17 protein-coding genes are annotated in these 17,405 nt (G+C 71.9%); 7 read left to right on the forward strand and 10 right to left on the reverse strand.

Annotated elements, in window-relative coordinates:
• The first annotated feature begins 10 nt into the window (after window positions 1-10).
• On the forward strand, window positions 11-268 hold the full coding sequence (locus OG844_RS07075) for a hypothetical protein (RefSeq protein ID WP_406388863.1): 258 nt from the start codon (window positions 11-13) through the stop codon (window positions 266-268).
• A gap of 37 nt (window positions 269-305) precedes the next feature.
• Window positions 306-1,364, forward strand: coding sequence for an LLM class flavin-dependent oxidoreductase (locus OG844_RS07080; protein WP_406388865.1), 1,059 nt, complete (start codon window positions 306-308; stop codon window positions 1,362-1,364).
• Window positions 1,365-1,399: 35 nt separating this feature from the next.
• Here the strand turns inward: OG844_RS07080 and OG844_RS07085 are convergent, their stop codons facing one another.
• The 4 genes from OG844_RS07085 to OG844_RS07100 all read right to left on the reverse strand — a co-directional run bounded on the left by OG844_RS07085 (window position 1,400) and on the right by OG844_RS07100 (window position 4,734).
• A complete protein-coding gene (locus OG844_RS07085; RefSeq protein WP_406388867.1) occupies window positions 1,400-2,557 on the reverse strand; it encodes an LLM class flavin-dependent oxidoreductase in 1,158 nt (385 codons plus the stop codon).
• A 22-nt stretch (window positions 2,558-2,579) separates the two neighbouring features.
• Window positions 2,580-3,761: an SfnB family sulfur acquisition oxidoreductase gene (locus tag OG844_RS07090; RefSeq protein ID WP_406388868.1), complete on the reverse strand. Its 1,182-nt coding sequence runs from the start codon at window positions 3,759-3,761 to the stop codon at window positions 2,580-2,582.
• Window positions 3,754-4,308, reverse strand: coding sequence for an NADPH-dependent FMN reductase (gene ssuE / locus OG844_RS07095; protein WP_406388870.1), 555 nt, complete (start codon window positions 4,306-4,308; stop codon window positions 3,754-3,756). The genes OG844_RS07090 and ssuE overlap by 8 nt, the downstream gene beginning before the upstream one ends.
• A gap of 228 nt (window positions 4,309-4,536) precedes the next feature.
• A complete protein-coding gene (locus OG844_RS07100; protein ID WP_406388872.1) occupies window positions 4,537-4,734 on the reverse strand; it encodes a putative leader peptide in 198 nt (65 codons plus the stop codon).
• Between the two features lie 135 nt (window positions 4,735-4,869).
• Between OG844_RS07100 and OG844_RS07105 the strand changes: the two genes are divergently transcribed.
• Complete coding sequence (locus OG844_RS07105; RefSeq protein ID WP_406388873.1) at window positions 4,870-5,541, forward strand: FadR/GntR family transcriptional regulator; 672 nt, start codon at window positions 4,870-4,872, stop codon at window positions 5,539-5,541.
• Between the two features lie 329 nt (window positions 5,542-5,870).
• Window positions 5,871-6,953 (forward strand): PAC2 family protein, encoded by a 1,083-nt coding sequence (locus OG844_RS07110; protein ID WP_406388875.1) that lies wholly within the window; start codon window positions 5,871-5,873, stop codon window positions 6,951-6,953.
• A gap of 96 nt (window positions 6,954-7,049) precedes the next feature.
• On the opposite strand, the gene mshC is transcribed toward OG844_RS07110, so the two are convergent.
• From mshC to OG844_RS07130, 4 genes are all read right to left on the reverse strand, one after another.
• On the reverse strand, window positions 7,050-8,279 hold the full coding sequence (gene mshC, locus OG844_RS07115; protein ID WP_406388877.1) for a cysteine--1-D-myo-inosityl 2-amino-2-deoxy-alpha-D-glucopyranoside ligase: 1,230 nt from the start codon (window positions 8,277-8,279) through the stop codon (window positions 7,050-7,052).
• A 197-nt stretch (window positions 8,280-8,476) separates the two neighbouring features.
• Entirely contained in the window at window positions 8,477-9,346 is an 870-nt protein-coding gene (locus OG844_RS07120; protein WP_406388879.1) for an SCO1664 family protein, read from the reverse strand.
• Window positions 9,310-9,900, reverse strand: coding sequence for a DUF3090 domain-containing protein (locus OG844_RS07125; RefSeq protein WP_406388881.1), 591 nt, complete (start codon window positions 9,898-9,900; stop codon window positions 9,310-9,312). The genes OG844_RS07120 and OG844_RS07125 overlap by 37 nt, the downstream gene beginning before the upstream one ends.
• A 108-nt stretch (window positions 9,901-10,008) precedes the next feature.
• Window positions 10,009-10,719: a histidine phosphatase family protein gene (locus tag OG844_RS07130; RefSeq protein ID WP_384603587.1), complete on the reverse strand. Its 711-nt coding sequence runs from the start codon at window positions 10,717-10,719 to the stop codon at window positions 10,009-10,011.
• Window positions 10,720-10,782: 63 nt separating this feature from the next.
• Here OG844_RS07130 and corA point away from each other — a divergent pair, with 63 nt between their 5' ends.
• Window positions 10,783-11,769: a magnesium/cobalt transporter CorA gene (corA, locus tag OG844_RS07135; RefSeq protein ID WP_406388882.1), complete on the forward strand. Its 987-nt coding sequence runs from the start codon at window positions 10,783-10,785 to the stop codon at window positions 11,767-11,769.
• A 33-nt stretch (window positions 11,770-11,802) separates the two neighbouring features.
• Here corA and OG844_RS07140 read toward each other — a convergent pair whose 3' ends face one another.
• Window positions 11,803-12,591, reverse strand: coding sequence for a ferritin-like domain-containing protein (locus tag OG844_RS07140; protein ID WP_406396032.1), 789 nt, complete (start codon window positions 12,589-12,591; stop codon window positions 11,803-11,805).
• A 249-nt stretch (window positions 12,592-12,840) separates the two neighbouring features.
• On the reverse strand, window positions 12,841-13,893 hold the full coding sequence (locus tag OG844_RS07145) for an LLM class F420-dependent oxidoreductase (RefSeq protein ID WP_406388884.1): 1,053 nt from the start codon (window positions 13,891-13,893) through the stop codon (window positions 12,841-12,843).
• A 144-nt stretch (window positions 13,894-14,037) separates the two neighbouring features.
• On the opposite strand from OG844_RS07145, the gene OG844_RS07150 reads away from it, so the two are divergent.
• Both OG844_RS07150 and OG844_RS07155 read left to right on the forward strand, forming a co-directional pair.
• The gene (locus OG844_RS07150) at window positions 14,038-15,021 is read left to right on the forward strand and encodes an aldo/keto reductase (RefSeq protein ID WP_406388886.1); all 984 of its coding nucleotides are present in this window, start codon (window positions 14,038-14,040) and stop codon (window positions 15,019-15,021) included.
• A complete protein-coding gene (locus tag OG844_RS07155; RefSeq protein ID WP_406388887.1) occupies window positions 15,018-17,351 on the forward strand; it encodes a helix-hairpin-helix domain-containing protein in 2,334 nt (777 codons plus the stop codon). The genes OG844_RS07150 and OG844_RS07155 overlap by 4 nt, the downstream gene beginning before the upstream one ends.
• Window positions 17,352-17,405: the final 54 nt, after the last annotated feature.

The raw sequence follows: 17,405 nt of genomic DNA on the forward strand, positions 1-17,405 counted from the left end.
CAGTGGAGGGATGACCGCACACGAGGGTTTCCGTCTGTCGGTGGCACTGAACGGTGCCGGGTCCCATCCCGCCGCACCCGCACGGCCGTTCACGCCCGAGGCGTACGCCTCCCTGGTGCGCGGCGCCGAGGAGGACGGGTTCCGGCTGCGGCCCGCCGTACTCCCGGTCACCGCCGACCTGGTGCCCGTCCTGCAGCGGCGGGGGCTCTTCCGCACCGAGTACACCGCCCTGACCCTGCGCGGCCACCTCGGTCCGGCCGGGGTCTGACGCCCCGTCTCTCCACGCATCGGAAGGAAAGGTCCTCGTGAAGTTCTCCGTGCTCTCCCTCATCGGGCACGCCCCGCACCCGCTGACGGGCGAACTCCCCTCGGCGGCCGACCGGTTCCACGAGGTGATCGAGACCGCGACGGCTGCGGAGCGCCTCGGTTTCGACGCCTGTTCGGTCGGGGAGCGGCACGCCGGGCCGTTCCTCTCCTCCAGTCCCGGCGTGGTACTGGGCGCGCTGGCCGCACGTACGAGCACCATCAGGCTGCTGACCGGGGTCACGGTCGTCGCGATCCTCGATCCGGTGCGGGTGGCGGAGGACTTCGCGACGCTCGACCAGATATCGCGCGGCCGGATCGAGCTCGTCGTGGGCAAGGGTGCGGAGGCCGGGCACTTCGATCTGTTCGGGCTCGACGAGGAGCGGCAGTGGGATCTGCAGAAGGAGAAGTACGAGCTGCTGCGGCGGCTGTGGACCGAGGAAGGGGTCGACTGGGAGGGCGAGTTCCGTCCGTCCCTGAAGAACGTGACGACCGTGCCGCGTCCGTACGCCGGGCTGCCGCGCATCTGGCACGGCTCGGCGACCAGCCTCAACTCCCCCGAACTCGCCGCGAAGCACGGCGATCCGCTCTTCACGGCCAACGCGATCCAGCCCCGTGAGGCGTACGCCCGGCTCATCGCCCACTACCGGGAACGGTTCGAGGCGCACGGACACGACCCGGCCGATGCGCGGGTGGCGGCGGGGTCGGGCGGGCTGCTCATCGCGGACAGCTCGCAGCGTGCCGTCGAACGATACAAGGAGCTCTACGAGGCCAGGGTCGCCCAGTCGTTCAGACCGCATCTGGAGGGCAGGGCAGGCTACAACACCCCGTTCCGCACGATCGAGGACGCCATCGCGAACGGGCCGCAGCTCATCGGGTCCCCGCAGCAGATCATCGACAAGGTCCTCGGCTGCCACTCGGTGTACCGGCACGACCTGCAGTCGATCACCGTGGACGGTTTCGGTCTGCCGCACGGCGAACAGCTGGAGACCCTGCAGCGGTTCGCCGAGGAGGTCGCCCCGGTACTGCGACGCGAGGCGCCCTCCACGCTCTGGGAGTGACCCCGGGCCCGCACGGGGCCCGGGGCGCCGGGCCCTCAGGCCCTTGCCGGAGCCTTGGCGAAGGGGACCTGGGCGGGGCCGGGGTCGGCCGGACCGTCCGGGTGGGCCCACAGGCCCCGGGCGGCGAGCCGGGGAAGGACGCCTTCGCCGAACCAGTACGCCTCCTCGAGGTGCGGGTACCCGGAGAGGATGAACTCGTCGATGCCGAGCCGGTGGTACTCCTCGATGCGCTCGACGACCTCCTCGTGGCTGCCGACGAGCGCGGTGCCCGCACCGCCCCGGACCAGGCCGATGCCCGCCCACAGGTTGGGGTGGATCTCCAGGCCGTCGCGGCCGCCGCCGTGCAGGGCGAGCATCCGCTTCTGCCCGTCGGACTCGCTGCGGGCCAGGCCCTCCTGGACGGAGCGCACGGTGGCGGGGTCGAAGCCCGCCAGGAGGCGGTCCGCCTCGGCCCAGGCCCGCTCGGAGGTGTCACGGGCGATGACGTGGAGCCGGATGCCGAAGCGCAGGGTGCGGCCCTCGCGCTCGGCCAGCCCGCGTATCCAGGCGATCTTCTCCGCTACCTGGGCGGGCGGTTCGCCCCAGGTGAGGTAGACGTCCGCGTGGCGGGCTGCGACCACACCGGCGGCGGGCGAGGAGCCGCCGAAGTACACCTCGGGCACCGGGTCGGGCACCCGGGTGAGCCGGGCGTCCTCGACGGTGAGGTGCTCGCCCTTCATGTCCACGGTCCTGCCCGCCCACAGGTCCCGGACGATCTCCAGGAACTCTCCGGTCCGGGCGTAGCGCGCGTCCTTGTCGAGGAAGTCCCCGTACGCGCGCTGCTCATGGCTCTCCCCGCCCGTCACCACGTTGAGCAGCAGCCGTCCCCCGGTCTGGCGCTGGTAGGTGGAGGCCATCTGCGCGGCGAGGGTGGGCGAGAGGAAACCGGGCCTGAAGGCGACCAGGAACTTCAGGCGTTCGGTGTGCTGGCTGACCATGGCCGTGGTCAGCCAGGCGTCCTCGCACCAGGCACCGGTGGGGGTCAGCACCCCTTCGAAGCCGAGGTCCTCGGCGGCACGGGCGATCTGGGCCAGGTAGCGGACGGTGGGCGGACGGTCGCCGCCCGCCGCCGTGACGGGGGTGCCGTGCCCGCCTCCGACGACGTGGCGGCTGTCGCCGTTGGTGGGCAGGAACCAGTGGAAGGTGAGAGTCACCGGTGATCTCCGTTCGGGGGTGTCACAGCAGGCCGTGGCGGGGCGGTCGGGTGCCGCTGAGGGCGTGGCGGCCGAGGTGCTGGATCTTCCAGCGGGCCGGGTCGTGGAGGGTGTGGGTGCGGGCGTCGCGCCAGTGCCGGTGCAGGTTGAGCGAGTCGAGGGCCGAGCGGGTGCCGGCCACCTCGAACAGGGCTCCCGCGACCTCGACGGCGGCGCTCGCGGCGTACGCCTTGGCTGCGGCGACGGCGAGTGACGCCTCGGCGGCGGTCCCGTCGGTGAGGGTGGTCTGCGCGGTGTCGACGGCACGGGCGGCGGTGTCCAGGAGCGCGTCGGCGGCCCGCACCCGGAGGTCGAGTTCGCCGAACCGCTGGATGAGCAGCGGGTCCTCGGCCGCGGTGTCGTACCCGCTCTCGAACCAGGGGCGGCTCTTCGTCGTCACGAAATCCGCCGCCTCGGCCAGGGCTCCGGCCGCGATCCCCGCGTCGATCGCCGCGTGCAGCAACTGGGCCACCGCGCCGTGCAGTTGCGGACCCTCGAAGGTCAGATGGTGCGCGAACACCCGGTCTGCGGGCACGCGCACGCCCTCCAGGCGTACGGTGCCGCTCGCGGTGGTGCGCTGGCCCATGCCGTCCCAGTCGTCGAGGACGGTCAGACCGGGTGCCCCGGCGGGGACGAGGGCGACGTGCAGCTTGTCCTCGACGCCGCGGGCGAGCACGGGGATCCAGTCGGCGAAGAGTGCGCCGGTCGCGTAGTTCTTCACACCCGTCAGCAGGTACGAGCCGTCGGGGGCGGGTTCCAGCCGGGTGCGGATGTCCTGGACGTGCCTCGTCCCCGCCTCGGACTGGGCGTTGCCGAACCGCTTGCCCGCCAGCAGCTCCGCGTGGAAGAAGGCCTGCTGCTCGCGGGTGCCCTGCCTGCGGATCACGTTGACGTACGCGAAATGGCTCTGCGGGATCTGGGCGAGGCTCGCGTCGGCCGAGGCGAGCAGCCGGAATACGTGGGCGAGGGTGAGGGCGCTGACGTCCGCGCCGCCGTGGTCCGCGGGGACGGTCACGGCCAGCAGGCCGGATGCCGAGAGCTTCTCCAGTTCGGTGCGCGGCAGCAGGCGTTCGGCGTCGCGCCGCGGGGCTCCTTCGCGGAATTCCGCGGCGAGTTCGGCAGCCTTCTTCAGTGCCTCGGCGTCGTCGCGGATGATCTCAGCCATGGACTGCCACCGGTGCCGTGCGCTCCAGCGCGGCCGAGAACCCGTCGACGATCCGGTCCAGCGCCTCGGCATCCGCCGCCTCGACGGTGAGTGCCCCGTCGGTGGACACCGTGATGTGCCGGTCCAGGACGAACCAGCCCTGGGTGATGTGGGACGCGCCCATCGAACTGAGCACCGGGCGCAGCGCGTAGTCGATGGCCAGGACGTGGGCGGTGCTGCCTCCGGTGGCCAGGGGCAGGACGGTCTTCCCGGCGAGGGCGGACTGCGGCAGCAGGTCGAGCAGGGACTTGAGCAGTCCCGAGTACGCGGCCTTGTAGATGGGCGTGCCGATGACGACGCCGTCGGCACGCGCGAACAGATCGAGGGCGCCCACCACGGCCGGATGGCCGAAGTCTGCGCGGAGCAGGGCGTCCGCGGGCAGCGTGCGGACGTCGAACGGTATGACCGTGTGGCCCTGGCCTGCGAGGCGGTCGTCGAGGTGGCGCAGCAGCCGGGCGGTGCGGGAGGTGGCGGAGGGGCTTCCCGAGACGGACAGGACGGTGGCCATGGGCTCTCTTCTCGTGGGGCGGTGCAGGCAGGACCGCGGACGGCGCACGGACCCGCGCCGGACGGCGCGGAGCGGCACGAGGCGCCGGGTCGGCCGGGGCGGAGCGGGGCGTCGGCGTCGGCGTCGGCGTCGGCGGGAAATGCCGGGTCACCGGCGGAGGGGGTCCCGGAGACGGGCCGGCCCGTCCTGGTCAGGAGGGCATGGGACAGCGCGCGAAGGAGGGGTCCCTCAGACTTCGCGACAACAGAAGGAGCTGGCAACACGTGCGAGGTCGATGTGACGTCGCTGTGTGAGGTTCCGTCGGTCCTTCATGCCCGTCAGACTAGCCATCCACGGCGCCGGCAGTCGAGTGGGTGTCCACGGGCCGAACACCGCGGTCGGGCTCCGCCTCACGGGGCGAAACACCGCGGTCGGGCTCCGCCTCATGCGGCGAGTCCCTCCACCGGCTCTTTGTGGAGCACCCCCCGGAGCCTTTGGAGCCCGCGGGTGGCCGTGCCACGGGCAGAGGGCCACATAATGGGGGCATACATCGGATGTCTTGTGTGCGCGAGGAGGCCCACCATGGCCGTCACCGACGAAGCGATCGAGAAGATCAAGGGAATGATCGTCACGGGCGCCCTGCGACCCGGCGACCGGCTCCCCAAGGAGAGCGAACTCGCGGCCGAGCTGGGCCTGTCACGCAACTCGCTGCGCGAGGCGGTGCGGGCGCTGTCCCTCATCCGGATCCTCGACGTGCGCCAGGGTGACGGCACCTATGTGACCAGCCTGGATCCTCAGCTGCTGCTGGAGGCCCTGAGTTTCGTGGTGGACTTCCACCGGGACGACACCGTGCTCGAGTTCCTCGCGGTCCGCAGGATCCTGGAGCCTGCGGCCACGGCGATGGCGGCCCCGCTGATCGAGGATTCCCAACTGGACGCGCTGGACGCCCAGCTGGACGCACTGGGTGCCGATCCCTCGGTGGAGGAGCTGGTCGCCGGCGATCTGGAGTTCCACCGCGGGATCGTCCAGGCGTCCGGGAACTCCGTCCTCTGCTCGTTGCTGGACGGGCTCTCCGGGCCGACCACCCGCGCCAGGGTCTGGCGTGGGCTGACCCAGGAGGACGCGGTCAGCCGCACCCTGCACGAGCACCGGGCGATTCTCGCGGCGCTGCGGGACCGGGACGCCGAGGCGGCCCGTTCCTGGGCGACGGTGCATGTGGCGAGTGTCGAGCAGTGGCTGCGCTCGGCGCTGTGACGGGCGGGCCCGAACACGACGCGGCTCGCGGCGTGTTCGCCGGTGGCGGCGCCGGTGGTCGAGCCGGTACGGGCCGTGCGGCGCTGACGCGCGCATCCACTCCACGGCCTCGGCCGGAGGAACTGCCCGACCGGGCGGCCGGTGCATGACGTCGCGCGCAGCACGCAGCCCCAGGACAGAGCGACAACTCGACCTGTTTTCCTGGCCTACAGCTCGGATGAATCAGGGAACATGCACGGTTCACTCGCCCACGCAAACGGACTGCAGGGGGAGGGGGCGGAAGCCGTAAGGTTGGTCCGTACGCAAGGAAACTTCGGAAGGAGGCCTGGGTGATCGAGCTCGAGGGGGTACCCGAGCTGATCGACCCGGTCATGGTGGCCGCGTTCGAAGGCTGGAACGACGCCGGTGACGCCGCCTCCACAGCGGTCGGACATCTGGACCGGGAATGGAAGGGCGAGGTGTTCGCGGCGCTCGACGCCGAGGACTACTACGACTTCCAGGTCAACCGGCCCACGGTGTGGCTGGACGGTGGGGTGCGCAAGATCACCTGGCCCACCACGCGGCTCTCCGTGGTCCGTATCGGCGGGGAGAAACCCCGCGACCTGGTGCTGGTCCGAGGCATCGAACCCTCGATGCGCTGGCGCTCGTTCTGCAACGAGATCCTGGGTTTCGCCCATGAGCTGGGCGTCGAGATGGTCGTCATCCTGGGGGCACTGCTCGGCGACACCCCGCACACCAGGCCGGTGCCGGTCAGCGGGGTCACGTCGGACCCGGATCTGGCCAGGACGATGGATCTGGAGGAAACCCGGTACGAGGGCCCGACCGGCATCGTCGGCATCCTCCAGGAGGCCTGTACGCACGCCGGTGTGCCTGCGGTGAGCCTGTGGGCGGCGGTGCCGCACTACGTGTCGCAGCCCCCGAACCCGAAGGCGACGCTCGCCCTGCTGAACCGTCTGGAGGACCTGCTCGGGCTGCGGATCCCGCTGGGCGAACTGGCCGAGGACGCACGCGCGTGGCAGCTCGGCGTCGATCAACTGGCCGCCGAGGACAGCGAGGTGGCCGAGTACGTGCAGACACTGGAGGAGGCTCGGGACACCGCGGAGCTGCCCGAGGCGTCCGGCGAGGCCATCGCCCGGGAATTCGAGCGGTATCTCAGACGCCGGGATGTCGGAGGTCCCGGCCAGGGGCCGGGCGGCCATGCAACGGAGAGCGGCGACGTGTCCTATCTGCGGGACACGTCGAGCGGTCGCACGAGACCGCCGAAGCCGCAGCGTCCGGAGAGCGGGCGGCCCAAGGACACCCCGAAGGACGCCCCCGAGGGCGGGTCCGGCTCGGGTCCCGGGTCCCAGGACTCGCCGGAGGACCCGTCCGCCGGGACCGACGAGGGGCCGGCAGGTCCTGCCGGGGACTGACTCCGCACGGCGCACCACCCGCCTCCGTACACGAGGCCCCGCCCCGGACTTCTCGTCGAAGTCCGGGGCCGGTTCGTGTCGGCAGGGGTGGTCGGGTCAGAGTGCGACACCGAGCAGGGCGTCGACGGTGCGCGAGACGAGACCGGGTGCGCCCTCGTCGGTACCGCCGTCGGAGTTCTGCCGGGCTGCCCAGCGGTCCACGGCGGCGAGCGCCGCCGGAGCGTCCAGGTCGTCGGCCAGGGCCTCCCGGACCTCCTCGACGAGTGCGTCCGCGGAGAGCCCGTCGGGCCGGGAGACGGCGGCACGCCAGGTCGCGAGACGCGCGACGGCGTCGGCGAGCACCTGGTCGGTCCACTCCCAGTCGGACCGGTAGTGGTGCGAGAGCAGCGCCAGCCTGATCGCCGCGGGGTCCACGTCGTCGCGGCGCAGGGCCGAGACGAAGACGAGGTTGCCCTTGGATTTGGACATCTTCTGGCCGTTCAGGGCGACCATGCCGGCGTGCACGTAGGCGCGGGCGAACGGATGCTCGCCGGTCAGTGCCTGCGCGTGGGAGGCACCCATCTCGTGGTGCGGGAAGGCGAGGTCGGAACCGCCCCCCTGGATGTCGAAGCCCATGCCGAGGTGGTCCAGCGCGATGGCGACGCACTCGATGTGCCAGCCGGGCCGGCCACGGCCGAGACTGCCGCCGTCCCAGCTCGGCTCGCCCTCGCGAGCGGCCATCCAGAGTATCGGGTCGAGCGGGTTCTTCTTGCCCGGCCGGTCCGGGTCACCGCCGCGTTCCGCGGAGAGGAGGCGCATCGCATCGGCGTCGAGCCCCGAGACCTCACCGAAGTGCGGGTCGCAGTCGACGGAGAAGTACACGTCGCCGTCGAGCTCGTAGGCGGCACCCGCGTCCCTGAGGCGTTCGACCAGCGGGACGATGCCCGGTATCGCCTCGACCGCCCCGATGTAGTGCTGGGGCGGAAGCATGCGCAGGGCGGTCATGTCCTCCCTGAAGAGTGCCGTCTCGCGCTCCGCGAGCTCGGTCCAGTCCTGACCGTCGCGCACGGCCCGCTCCAGCAGCGGATCGTCCACGTCGGTCACATTCTGGACGTAGTGAACCTGCCGCTTGGTGTCGAGCCACACGCGCTGAACGAGGTCGAACGCGTTGTAGGTCGCCGCATGACCCATGTGGGTCGCGTCGTACGGCGTGATGCCGCAGACATAGATGCGGGCGACGGGACCGGGGTCAAGGGTGATCCGTCCGCCGGTCGCGGTGTCGTGGATCCGAAGGTCGCGGCCCTTGCCAGGCAGGGCGGGGACCTCAGAAGCGGGCCAGGCATGCATGTCATGAGCGTAACCGGACGATGCTTCCGGATACGAACCGGATCAAGGATCCTGGCCGAAGAGGCGTCTTGTACGGGCGGCAGTTTTCCGCCGGCGGCCGGGAACGGGCTGCCGGAGGCCCACTCCCGCACCGGTCGATCCGCCCTCCGGACCCGCTGTCCGGCCTTCGGCCACCTGCCCCCGCGAGAGGGCCGCTCTCAGACCGGTGGCCACGGAATCGCCGGCCACTCCCCGCTCGGCTGCGGGTGCCTCCCGGACTTCCGCAGCCCGGCAACCCGCCCCCGCAGCGCGTCGAGCTCCACCGCGGTGATGAGTTCCCCCAACCGGGTGGCCAGCGCCGCACCTGGTTCCAGGTCGGCGGACAGCGCGTCCAGTACCTCGACCGCCTCGGCCGTCAGCGGCTCGCCCGCCCAGCCCCACAGCAACGTCCGCAGCTTGTCATCGGCGTTGAAGGTGACACCGTGATCGATGCCGAACAGCCGGCCTCCGGGGGCGGGCAGCAGATGCCCGCCCTTGCGGTCGCCGTTGTTGATCACCGCGTCCAGGACCGCGAGCCTGCGCAGCCGGGGGTCGTCAGCGTGCACCAGCAGCGCGGTCTTCCCCTCTCCCACCTCGGCGAAGCCCACAGCCTTCCAGCCGTCCCCCGGCTCCTCGTCCTCGACGAGCCCGAGCAGCGGCGGCAGTCCGTGGACACCGCCGCCGTCGGCCGCGGACTCCTCGGCGGTCTCGTCCGCCTCGATCCACAGTTGGCACATGCCCTCGCCGTAGGGGCCCTCGCGCAGCACCGTCGGCGGCACGAGCCCCCACCCGGTCGCCTCGGAGAGCTCGTAGGCCGCAACCTCGCGCTGGGCGAGCGTGCCGTCCGGGAAGTCCCACAGCGGCTGCTCCCCGGCCACCGGCTTGTACACGCAGGGGCGTTCCTCGCCCTCGTACGCGACCGTGCAGTAGAGCACGGCGTTCGACGCGCCGCGGACCTGTCCGAGGACCGTGAGCTCCCCCTGGGCGAGCAGGGTCTTCAGTCCGGCCTCCGTCAGGCTCCGCGACGGTATCCGTTCTGGCGCGGGCATACGTGTCCTTCCGGGTCGAGCGGCAGGCTGCAGAGCGGGCACGGCGGGCGGCCTGCGTTCACGACGTCCAGGGCGCGCTTGGCGAACGCCCGGGCCTGCGCGCCGCTCAGCCGGACCCGGAGCATCGGCGGGCCGTTCTCCTCGTCCTGCAGGAGCCTTTCCTCGGCCTCCGCGAGGTCGTCCGCGGAGTCCGCGTCCAGCTCGACGAGGGCCTGCGCCTCGACGATCATGCGCTGTTCCTCGCCGTCCCAGGCGAGCGCCATCGTGCCGACCCTGAACTCCTCCTCGACCGGGGCGTCGAGCGGGGCGGTGTCGGTGACGTCCATGGGTGCCACCGCCGGCACCGGTGAATTGCCGCCGGTCCGCCGGACGACCTCGTCGAGGAGTTCGTCGATCCGTTCGGCCAACGCGGCAACCTGGGTCTTCTCCAGGGCCACACTGGTGACCCGTCCCGTCGAGGATGCCTGCAGGAAAAACGTACGGCGGCCAGGCAGCCCGACCGTACCGGCCACGAAACGGTCCGGGGGGTCGTAGAGGAACACCTGACGGGACACGTCCTGTCTCCCTTGAAATATGAAGGCGAATGGGGGCCGCCCGGGCCCCGGGGGGGGGGATTCCCCCGCAAGGCCTCCACGGCGCGTCCACCCTACTGCGCGGAGAGATCACGGCGCCCCCGCGCCGCCCCCGACGGCCGCATCCGTTGCCTCCTCCCCCGCCGCGTCGGCCCCCAGGGGCTGTTCGCGCGGTGCCAGGGACGCGAAGTCGCCGGTGTCACCGAGGCGGAGGAGGAAGGGCCGGAGGCGGGTGTAGCGGATCGCGGTGACCGAGCAGGGGTCGGCGTGAATGCGCTGGAAGAGGTCGAGGTGCATGCCGAGCGCGTCGGCCACGAGGGCCTTGATGATGTCGCCGTGCGAGCACATCACGTACGTGGCGTCGTCGCCGTGTTCCGCCTCGATGCGGCTGTTCCAGTCCCGTACGGCGTCCACGGCCCTGGCCTGCATGGCCCGCATGGACTCGCCGCCGGGGAACGCGGCGGCCGAGGGGTGCTGCTGCACGACGGACATCAGCGGTTCGTCGGAGAGTTCGGCGAGCTTGCGCCCCGACCAGTCGCCGTAGTCGCATTCGCTGATCCGGTCCTCGGTCCGCAGGACGAGGCCGGGCCGGGCGTCGAGCAGGGGCTGGAGGGTCTCACGACAGCGCTGCAGGGGGCTGCTGACGGCCGCGACGAGGTTGATCGCGGCCAGTCGTCCGGGCAGCGCGGCCGCCTGTTCGGCGCCGCGCTCGTCGAGGGAGACACCGGGGGTCCGCCCCGCGAGCACTCCGGCGGTGTTGGCGGTCGAGCGTCCGTGGCGTACAAGGATGAGCGTGGGCATACGTGCCAGCGTAGAGGGAACGTCGAAGGTGCGAGGAGGCACGATGCAGGGAAGAATGCGCGCGTGATCGTGGACTGCGGCATTTACCGGGACGGGCGCCGGACCGACGGCCCCGCCGACTTCTCCGACGCCCTGGGCGAAGCGCGGCAGGTCGGGGACGCCTTTGTCTGGATCGGACTGCACGAGCCGACGGAGAAGGAGTTCGACCTCGTCAGCAGCGAGTTCGGCCTGCACCCCCTGGCGGTGGAGGACGCCCTGCGCGCCCATCAGCGTCCCAAGCTCGAGGTCTACGACGACTCCCTGTTCGCCGTCATCAAGCCCGTGGTCTACGAGCCGGAGAGCGACACGGTCAGCACCGATGAGCTGATGATCTTCATAGGCGACTCCTTCGTGGTGACCGTCCGCCACGGCGAGGGGGCACCCCTCGCAGCGGTACGCCGCCGGCTCGAGGCCGAGCCCGAGGTGCTCAGGCACGGCCCCACGGCAGTGCTGTACGCGGTCAGCGACGCGGCGGTCGACCACTACATCGAGGTCGCCGCCGAGCTCCAGGCGGACCTGTCGGAGCTGGAGGCGCAGGTGTTCGCCCCGAGCGGCACCGGGGACGCCAAGAACACCGCTGCCCGCATCTACACCTTCAAACGGCAGGTGCTGGAATTCCGCCGGGCGACCGGCCCGCTGACCGCGCCGATGACCCGGCTCGCGGGCGCGGGCGTGCCTTTCGTCGACAAGCACTCTCAGCCGTTCTTCCGGGACGTCAGCGACCACCTGACGCGTGCCAACGAGCATGTGGAGGGGCTCGACCGGCTGCTCTCGGACATTCTGTCGGCGCATCTGGCACAGATGGGGGTACGGCAGAACGACGACATGAGGAAGATCTCGGCGTGGGCGGCCATGGCCGCCGTACCGACCATGGTGGCCGGCATCTACGGCATGAACTTCGACCACATGCCCGAGCTGCACTGGGTGTGGACGTACCCGGTGGTGATCGGGCTGATGGGCTGCGCCGTTTTCGGCCTGTACCGCCTGTTCAAACACCGCGGCTGGATGTAGCGCTCCGCGTTCGGGGCGGGCCGGGCCCGTCCGTCAGGCGTACTCGACTTCCGGCGTCGCCGGGCCGCCCAGCGCGTCGGGCCGTGCGGGCGGCTCCAGGCTCACCATGCGCCGCCAGCCGGCCAGCCGCTCGTACGCGTACATCCCGTGGATCCCCGCGGCCAGGACGGCCGCCTTGGCGCGGGGCCAGCGCAGCACGGTGCCCATGTGGCTCATCACGGCGAGGCTGACGTCCCGGTACACCCGGATCTCGGCGAGGGCGCACTCCCGCAGGACGGTCTGAATCGTCCGGCCGTGCCCGGCCCGGGCGAAGCGGAGCAGTTCCTCATGGCAGTAGGCAAGGTGGTTGTCCTCGTCCCGCGAGATCATCTTCACCGCGCGGCCGAGTGCCGGATGGTCCGCGAAGTGCCTGCGCAGCAGCTGCATCTGCTCGGAGGCGCGCTGTTCCGTGACCCTGCTGTGGGCGAGGTAGACGATGATGTCCCGCTCCGACAGCGGTTCGTCTCGGTTGAGCTGGTCATGGGCGAGGCCGATGCCGTGCCTCTCCAGGAGCCGCGTGTAGTCGGTCTCGTACGGCACGACCACGGGTTCGAGCCCGCGCTGCTTCAGCAGGGCGTTGAAGATCCGGCCGTGCTTGTCCTCGTCGGCCCCGTGCCGGGTGATCTTGGGGGCGAGATCGCGCAAGGTTCCCGGGACGAGGGCGGCGATGCGGCCGTTCTCCCAGCCGCCCTGGGACTCCCCGCTGGCTGCGATCGAGCAGAACAGCCGGAAGGCGTCGTCGTCGTCCAGGATCTCCTGAAAAAGACTCTTTGCCGAGAGCATCACTGCCACCCTTCGCACCGTGTCCGCAGAAACAAAGTCAAAGGCGGAACCGGGCGGCAGGCAACACGAGGGGGGCCGGACAGGGCCGAACGGGCCCCCGCCCCGTCCGGTCGGCGGCGTCGGGGCGTCGGGGCGTCGGGGCGTAACCGTCGGGCGCGGTGCGCGTTGTTCCCTGTGACGGCCGTGGCGGGGAGGACCCCAGAAGCCCCCACCACGGCCGTAGTGCTGTCCCCGGGGGCGTGGAAGGCCCTAGGCGGCGATGCCGGAGTGCTCCAGGGCGTCCGTGCCGGCGCGCAGGGCCGCAAGCCGCTCCTCGAGCGTGAAGCCGGCCGGGGCGAGCGTCAGCGTGGTGACTCCGGCGGCGGCGTAGGCCTGCATGCGTTCGGCGATCCGCTCCACCGAGCCGAGCAGCGTGGTCTGGTCGATGAGCTGGTGCGGCACGGCGGCGGCGGCGCCCGCCTTGTCACCGGCCAGGTACTTGTCCTGGATCTCGGCGGCTTCCTTCTCGTACCCCATGCGCCGGGCCAGCTGGTTGTAGAAGTTCTGCTTGCGGCTGCCCATGCCGCCGACGTACAGCGCGGTGTACGGGCGGAACATGTCGGCGAGGCCGTTGATGTCGTCGCCGACGGCGAGCGGCAGCGTCGGACAGACGTCGAAGCCCTCCATGGTCTTCCCGGCCTTCTCACGGCCGGCCCGCAGGTGCTTCACCGCGGTGTCCTCGAGGTGTTCGGCGGAGGGGAAGATCAGCAGGGCTCCGTCGGCGATCTCGCCGGTCTGCTCCAGGTTCTTCGGGCCGATCGCCGCAATGTAGAGCGGGATGTGCTCGCGCTGTGGGTGGACGGTGAGCTTGATGGGCTTGCCCGGGCCGTCGGGGAGCGGCAGCGTCCAGTGCTCCCCCTCGTAGGAGAGGCGCTCGCGGGACATGGCCTTGCGCACGATGTCGACGTACTCGCGGGTGCGGGCCAGCGGCTTGTCGAACTTGACGCCGTACCAGCCCTCGGAGACCTGCGGTCCCGACACACCGAGGCCGAGGCGGAACCGGCCTCCGGAGAGCGAGTCGAGAGTGGCCGCGGTCATCGCCGTCATGGCGGGCTGACGGGCCGGGATCTGCATGATGGCGGACCCGACGTCGATGGACTCGGTCTGGGCGGCGACCCAGGCAAGCACGGTCGGTACGTCGGAGCCGTAGGCCTCGGCCGCCCAGCAGACGTCGTAACCGAGCCGGTCGGCCTCCTGGGCGACGGCGAGGTTGTCGCCGTCCATGCCCGCGCCCCAGTAACCGAGATTGATGCCGAGCCGCATGCCGCGCTCCCTCTACTGATGAGTAACGTCCCTGTGTCCCGGACTCTAGCGCGCATGCCGGGGATCCGGCAGGCTGGACGGCCCTCAGTTCGGTTGTCCACAGGCTTCCACCCTGTGGGGCCTTGGCCAGTAATCTCAGCGCCCATGGAGCAGAGGCATCTCGGCCGTACCGGCCTTCGCGTGTCCCGGGTCGGGCTCGGCACCCTCACCTGGGGCCGGGACACCGACGAGCACGATGCTGCCGACCAGCTGAAAGCCTTCTGGGACGCCGGCGGCACGCTGGTCGACACCGCCGATGTGTACGGCGGCGGGGAGGCCGAGTACCTCCTCGGGCGGCTCGTCGACAACCTGGTGCCCCGGCAGGATCTGGTCATCGCGACCAAGGCCGGCAGCGTGCCCGATCCGTACCGCCGCTTCGACGGATCGCGCGGGCATCTGCTGGCCGCGCTCGACGCGTCCCTGGAGCGGCTCGGGACGGACTACGTCGACCTGTGGCAGGTCCACGCCTTCGACCCCGTGACTCCGCTGGACGAGACCCTTCAGACACTGGACCTGGCGGTGTCCTCGGGACGGGTCCGCTATGCGGGAGTGTCGAACTTCAGCGGCTGGCAGCTGGCCAAGGCGGCCACCTGGCAGCTCGCGGCGCCCGGTCTGCGTACCCGGCTGGCCAGCACGCAGATGGAGTACTCACTGCTGCAGCGGGGCATCGAGCGGGAGGTGCTGCCCGCGGCACTGGATCTCGGAGTGGGGCTGCTGCCTTCGTCCCCGCTCGGCCGCGGGGTACTGACCGGCAAGTACCGCACCGGCACGCCGTCCGATTCACGGGGCGCCTCGGAGCACCTCGCCCCCTTCGTCGAGCCGTATCTCGACGAACCTGCGAGCCGGATCGTGGACGCGGTGGCCACAGCCGCGGACGGCCTCGCCACGACACCTCTCATGGTCGCGCTCGCCTGGGTGCGGGACCGCCCGGGAGTGGTGGCCCCGATCATCGGCGCGCGCAACGCGCAGCAACTCTCCGAGGCCTTGTCAGTGGAGGCGCTTAGTCTTCCTGACGAGATCTGCCAGGCGCTCGACGATGTGTCGGCGCCCGTGCACCGCTATCCCGACCAGGACTGGAGCACGCTGTGACTGCCCTTCCCCGGGGGGAAACCCCGGACCCCGCGGCCGAGAACCACGAGGACCGCGAGGACGCGGGCTCCGACGACGCCGTCGGCGCCTCCGGTGCGCCCGGCGACGACGGGGCCGCGGAGGGCGGTGCGGAGCAGGTTCCCGCGAGCCCCGAAGCCTCCGCAGAGTCCGAGACCGCCGCGGACGCCGAGGCCTCGGCCGACCTCGAGCCCTCCGCAGAATCCGCAGACGCCGAGGCTTCCGGCGGCACCGAGGCCGGCGGCACGCCCGGGACCGTCGCGGATCCCGCGCTCTCGGAGGCCGAGATCGAGCTGGCGGCTCAGCGCGAGCTCCGGGAGCGGATCGAGAAGCGCAAGGCGGAGAAGGAAGGACCCATCGCCGCCGGTACGAAGCTGAGCGGCCCGGCTGCCGACCTGCTCGCGGCCGTGCGCGCCGTCGAGAGCGGCGAGAAGGCCGGCACCGCGTTCTTCGAGCCGCGCGCGTCGGCGCCCGCGCCCCGCCCGGCCGCCACCGGACCCGCGTCCGTACCCGCTGCCGCCCGGCCCCGGCCCGCCGGACAGCAGCCCACGCACAGCGCCTCCCCCGAGGCGGCCGGCGCCGTCGCGGCGGTGCTCGCCGAGGGCGGCGCGCCCGAGGCCCTGGCACGGCCGGCTGCTGTGACGCTCGGCGAACAGGCCGCCGGTCTCCTGCGCGAGGACCCCTGGCAGCTGCTGTCCGTGCCCGGGGTCCGCCCCGAGCAGGCTGACGGCTTCGCCAGGGCTCTGCTCGGGGCGGAGTGCGGCCCGGACGACGAGCGGCGCACGGCGGCGCTCGTGGGCTGGCTGCTGGAGCGTGCCGCCCTCCAGGGCCATACCGCACTGGACGCGTCGCAGGTACGTGCGGCACTGGCCGAGCGCGCGGTCACCGATCCCGAAGCCGCCGTCGAGCACGCCGTCGCCGAGGGTGTCGTGCTCGTCTTCCAGGACGGCCTCGACCCCGCGGACGCCGCGGAGGCCGAGGAGTCGGAGGGGGACGACGAGGACGGCGCTCAGGACGCACACGACGAGCAGGAGCCGGTACAGGTCCTACTGGGCCTCGACCGGTACGCGCTGGCCGAGGAGAGCCTCGCCGACGGCCTGGCACGGCTGGTCAACGCCTGCGAGAAGGGCGCCGACTGGACGGAGGCCGCTGACGCCGCCCCGTCGCCCTCGGCGGCCGAGCTGATCAGGACGGTGGCGACCGCCGGACTCGTCGCCCACAGCGGTGGCGAGAGTGCCCGGGCGGAACCCGCCGCCCTCGTCGCCGCCGCGCAGGGCCTGGGACTGCGCGCCCTCGGCGCGACCCACAGTGTGGACGGCAGGCACCGGCTGGCCACCGCGGTCGGTGATCCGCGGACCGCGGTCACCCTCCTGGATCTGCTCTCCGGTGCGTCGGGCCCCGGACGGGACACTGACGGTGCCCTCGCCTTGGACCTGCTGGTCGTGCTGGACGCGCCGCAGCTCGATGTGGAGACCGCCGCGATGCTGGTGGAGTCCCTCGCCGACGGGACCCGGCTGGTGCTGAGCGGCGACCCGGGTGTGCTGGGTTCCGCCGGTGCGGGCCGGGTGTTCGCGGACGTGCTGGCGGCACGCGCCTGCCCGCAGGTGGTGTCGCGCACACCGGACCCCGGACCGATCGGCGAACTCGTCTCGGGCATCGGAATCGGTGAGCTCACCCAGGTCGACGCGCCGGGCCGGGAAGTCGTGATCGTCCCCGTCCGCGATGCGGGTGAGGCGGTCCACCGCACCGTGCAGCTCGTCGCCGACTCGGTGCCGCGTGCCATCGGCGTGCCTTCGTCCGACACGCAGGTGATCACCGTCGGACACGGTGGCTCCGCCGGCACCAAGGCGCTCAACGCGGCGCTCAAGGAGCGGCTCAATCCGGGCCCCGGCAGATTCGGCGGCTTCGACCCGGGCGACCGGGTCGTCCACGTACCGGCTCCCGGCAGGACCGTTCCGGGTTCGGTCGTCTCGGCCGACGCCGAGGGACTGCACCTGGACTGTGCGGGCACCCCCGTCGTCGTACCCCCGGACGCGGTGGAGTCGTCGGTACGCCACGGCTGGGCCCTCAGCGCCCATCAGGCGGCCGGAATGCGCTGGCCCGCCGTGGTCGTCGTCCTGCCTGGCGATGCGGCTCAGGGCCTGAGCCGCCCATGGGTGTACACCGCGTTCAGCCGCGGTGAGCACCACCTGTCCGTGGTGCACGGCGTGGACCAGGCACTGCCGCGCGCGGTCGCCGAGATCCCCGCCCAGGAGCGGACGACGCGGCTGCGCCCCCTGCTGGAGGCGCTGCCGACCCCGGACGCGTCCTAGGGAACCCCGGCGTGCCCCGGACCGCCCGACGAAGGCCCCCGGTGCGCGCCGGGG

It is taken from the genome of Streptomyces sp. NBC_00887, from assembly GCF_045207585.1.